This window comes from Lactiplantibacillus songbeiensis, assembly GCF_005405125.1.
Taxonomy (GTDB): domain Bacteria; phylum Bacillota; class Bacilli; order Lactobacillales; family Lactobacillaceae; genus Lactiplantibacillus; species Lactiplantibacillus songbeiensis.
Genome location: NZ_BJDL01000047.1, coordinates 1 through 2,009 on the forward strand (window position 1 = coordinate 1; position 2,009 = coordinate 2,009).

General features: G+C 50.1%; 19 tRNA genes and 1 rRNA gene. All 20 read right to left on the reverse strand.

The annotated features are described in order from the left end of the window. Positions 1 to 72 (reverse strand) — tRNA-Glu (locus tag FFM77_RS13820). A gap of 18 nt (positions 73 to 90) precedes the next feature. Next, a tRNA-Ser gene (locus FFM77_RS13825) sits at positions 91 to 178 on the reverse strand. A 2-nt stretch (positions 179 to 180) separates the two neighbouring features. After that, positions 181 to 254 (reverse strand) — tRNA-Ile (locus FFM77_RS13830). Between the two features lie 5 nt (positions 255 to 259). Then, positions 260 to 330, reverse strand: a tRNA-Gly gene (locus tag FFM77_RS13835). Positions 331 to 342: 12 nt separating this feature from the next. Continuing rightward, a tRNA-Phe gene (locus FFM77_RS13840) sits at positions 343 to 415 on the reverse strand. Positions 416 to 447: 32 nt separating this feature from the next. Further along, a tRNA-Asp gene (locus FFM77_RS13845) sits at positions 448 to 522 on the reverse strand. A 4-nt stretch (positions 523 to 526) separates the two neighbouring features. Further along, positions 527 to 600, reverse strand: a tRNA-Met gene (locus FFM77_RS13850). 8 nt (positions 601 to 608) lie between these two features. Next, positions 609 to 698, reverse strand: a tRNA-Ser gene (locus FFM77_RS13855). Between the two features lie 42 nt (positions 699 to 740). Continuing rightward, positions 741 to 814 (reverse strand) — tRNA-Ile (locus FFM77_RS13860). Positions 815 to 830: 16 nt separating this feature from the next. Next, positions 831 to 904 (reverse strand) — tRNA-Met (locus FFM77_RS13865). Positions 905 to 935: 31 nt separating this feature from the next. Further along, positions 936 to 1,009 (reverse strand) — tRNA-Pro (locus FFM77_RS13870). A 5-nt stretch (positions 1,010 to 1,014) separates the two neighbouring features. After that, positions 1,015 to 1,088, reverse strand: a tRNA-Arg gene (locus FFM77_RS13875). Between the two features lie 10 nt (positions 1,089 to 1,098). After that, a tRNA-Leu gene (locus tag FFM77_RS13880) sits at positions 1,099 to 1,184 on the reverse strand. A gap of 14 nt (positions 1,185 to 1,198) precedes the next feature. Beyond that, positions 1,199 to 1,270, reverse strand: a tRNA-Gly gene (locus FFM77_RS13885). Between the two features lie 15 nt (positions 1,271 to 1,285). After that, positions 1,286 to 1,358: transfer RNA gene (locus FFM77_RS13890), tRNA-Thr, on the reverse strand. A gap of 97 nt (positions 1,359 to 1,455) precedes the next feature. Beyond that, positions 1,456 to 1,528 (reverse strand) — tRNA-Lys (locus FFM77_RS13895). A 3-nt stretch (positions 1,529 to 1,531) separates the two neighbouring features. Beyond that, positions 1,532 to 1,604, reverse strand: a tRNA-Val gene (locus FFM77_RS13900). A gap of 7 nt (positions 1,605 to 1,611) precedes the next feature. After that, positions 1,612 to 1,728: ribosomal RNA gene (rrf, locus tag FFM77_RS13905) — 5S ribosomal RNA — on the reverse strand. Between the two features lie 52 nt (positions 1,729 to 1,780). After that, positions 1,781 to 1,853, reverse strand: a tRNA-Lys gene (locus tag FFM77_RS13910). A 3-nt stretch (positions 1,854 to 1,856) separates the two neighbouring features. Continuing rightward, positions 1,857 to 1,929: transfer RNA gene (locus FFM77_RS13915), tRNA-Val, on the reverse strand. Positions 1,930 to 2,009: the final 80 nt, after the last annotated feature.

Below are 2,009 nucleotides of genomic sequence, written 5' to 3' on the forward strand. Positions count from 1 at the left end.
GACCCCTACGGGATTCGAACCCATGTTACTGCCGTGAAAGGGCAGTGTCTTAAACCACTTGACCAAGGGGTCATATTTATAATAGAACTACGGAGAAGGAGGGATTCGAACCCTCGCACCGCTTGCGCGATCTATACCCTTAGCAGGGGCACCTCTTCAGCCACTTGAGTACTTCTCCAATGGGCCTAAATGGACTCGAACCATCGACCTCACGCTTATCAGGCGTGCGCTCTCACCAACTGAGCTATAGGCCCATAAAAGCGGGTAACGAGAATCGGACTCGCGACAACAGCTTGGAAGGCTGTGGTTTTACCACTAAACTATACCCGCATTACTACTCTATGGCGCGGGACAGAATCGAACTGCCGACACATGGAGCTTCAATCCATTGCTCTACCGACTGAGCTACCGAGCCATTTTAGCCATACTTCTATTTAATTGATGTAACGGTCCGTACGAGACTCGAACTCGTGATCTCCTGCGTGACAGGCAGGCGTCCTAAACCAACTAGACCAACGGACCAAAATTGCGGGAGCAGGGTTTGAACCTGCGACCTTCGGGTTATGAGCCCGACGAGCTACCAGACTGCTCCATCCCGCGATAATATAAGGAGGATGAGAGATTCGAACTCTCGCGTGGTTTGACCCACCTGACGGTTTTCAAGACCGTTCCCTTCAGCCAGACTTGGGTAATCCTCCATAAAAAATGTAACTAGGAACTTGTCCACTATGGTTAGTAGATGGACCTTGTAGGACTCGAACCTACGACCGAACGGTTATGAGCCGTTTGCTCTAACCAACTGAGCTAAAGGTCCGAGAACTTTATTCCTATCGCGGCAGGGGGGATCGAACCCTCGACCTCCCGGGTATGAACCGGACGCTCTAGCCAGCTGAGCTACACCGCGATCTGTTAAATAACCAAAAGAGATTATCTAATCGGGAAGACAGGATTCGAACCTGCGACCCCCTGGTCCCAAACCAGGTGCTCTACCAAGCTGAGCTACTTCCCGTTATATGCACCCAGTAGGAGTCGAACCTACAACCTTCTGATTCGTAGTCAGACACTCTATCCAATTGCGCTATGGGTGCTTCATAAAAGTGCCGAGGACCGGGATCGAACCGGTACGGTTATCACTAACCGCAGGATTTTAAGTCCTGTGCGTCTGCCAATTCCGCCACCCCGGCAGCACTTGATGAAAAGCGGAAGACGGGATTCGAACCCGCGACCCCCACCATGGCAAGGTGATGTTCTACCACTGAACTACTTCCGCATAATATTCAGTTAATGCCGACTAGAGGATTCGAACCTCCGACCCCCTGTTTACAAGACAGATGCTCTGCCAACTGAGCTAAGTCGGCATGACCTGATGATTAACACAACTATATCATCTTATCATGACTAATTATATAAATCAACAACTTTTTTGATTTCTTTCATTGGCGAATCATTGAACAATGAGCCGTGACAGTCTCGAACTGTCGACCCTCTGATTAAAAGTCAGATGCTCTACCAACTGAGCTAACGGCTCAAATGGAGGATACAGGGCTCGAACCTGTGACCCTCTGCTTGTAAGGCAGACGCTCTCCCAACTGAGCTAATCCTCCATAAATCGCATGGCAACGTCCTACCCTCGCAGGGAGCGATCCCCCAACTACTCTCGGCGCTAAGAAGCTTAACTTCTGTGTTCGACATGGGAACAGGTGTATCCTTCCCGCTATCGCTACCACACTATGGAACTTTGGGTATTGAATTAGAATATCCATTTAACCTTGCGGTTAAATGAGCCGTGACAGTCTCGAACTGTCGACCCTCTGATTAAAAGTCAGATGCTCTACCAACTGAGCTAACGGCTCAAATGGAGGATACAGGGCTCGAACCTGTGACCCTCTGCTTGTAAGGCAGACGCTCTCCCAACTGAGCTAATCCTCCATAAATCGCATGGCAACGTCCTACCCTCGCAGGGAGCGATCCCCCAACTACTCTCGGCGCTAAGAAGCTTGACTTCTGTG